Below are 374 nucleotides of genomic sequence, written 5' to 3' on the forward strand. Positions count from 1 at the left end.
TCTTTAACAAACTCTGCCACTTGCTTGTCTAATTCAGCTTGTTCTTCTTTAGTGATGAGTGTTTTAAACACAGGGCGACCTTCTTCATCTGCTAATGGTGAGCCATATTCATCATATACATGTTCCTGTGTAATTGAGTAAGCCATTTTCTCTTCCCCCCCTAATGCGCCAGACAGACGATTGTAGTAATAGGTTTTTTTAACATCACGTTGGATGATTATGTTGCCATTACTATCTTTTTTGCCTTGAGAATAGGCATAGTAAAGACTGGTTGCAGCAGCAGCGTAACCCAATTTGATTGCTTTGAGGTTCCACTTTAGCGCTTCATCCAAAGTCTCAGGCTTCAAAAAAAAGTAGTACAAGGACAGCATCGC

At 40.4% G+C, this 374-nt stretch carries 1 pseudogene; it reads right to left on the reverse strand.

The features are described from left to right. A pseudogene (locus QTN94_RS20580) lies at positions 1 to 347 on the reverse strand (sel1 repeat family protein); the annotation flags it as partial. Positions 348 to 374 lie beyond the last annotated feature (27 nt).

Source organism: Vibrio sp. M250220 (assembly GCF_036533795.1).
Classification (GTDB): Bacteria; Pseudomonadota; Gammaproteobacteria; order Enterobacterales; family Vibrionaceae; genus Vibrio.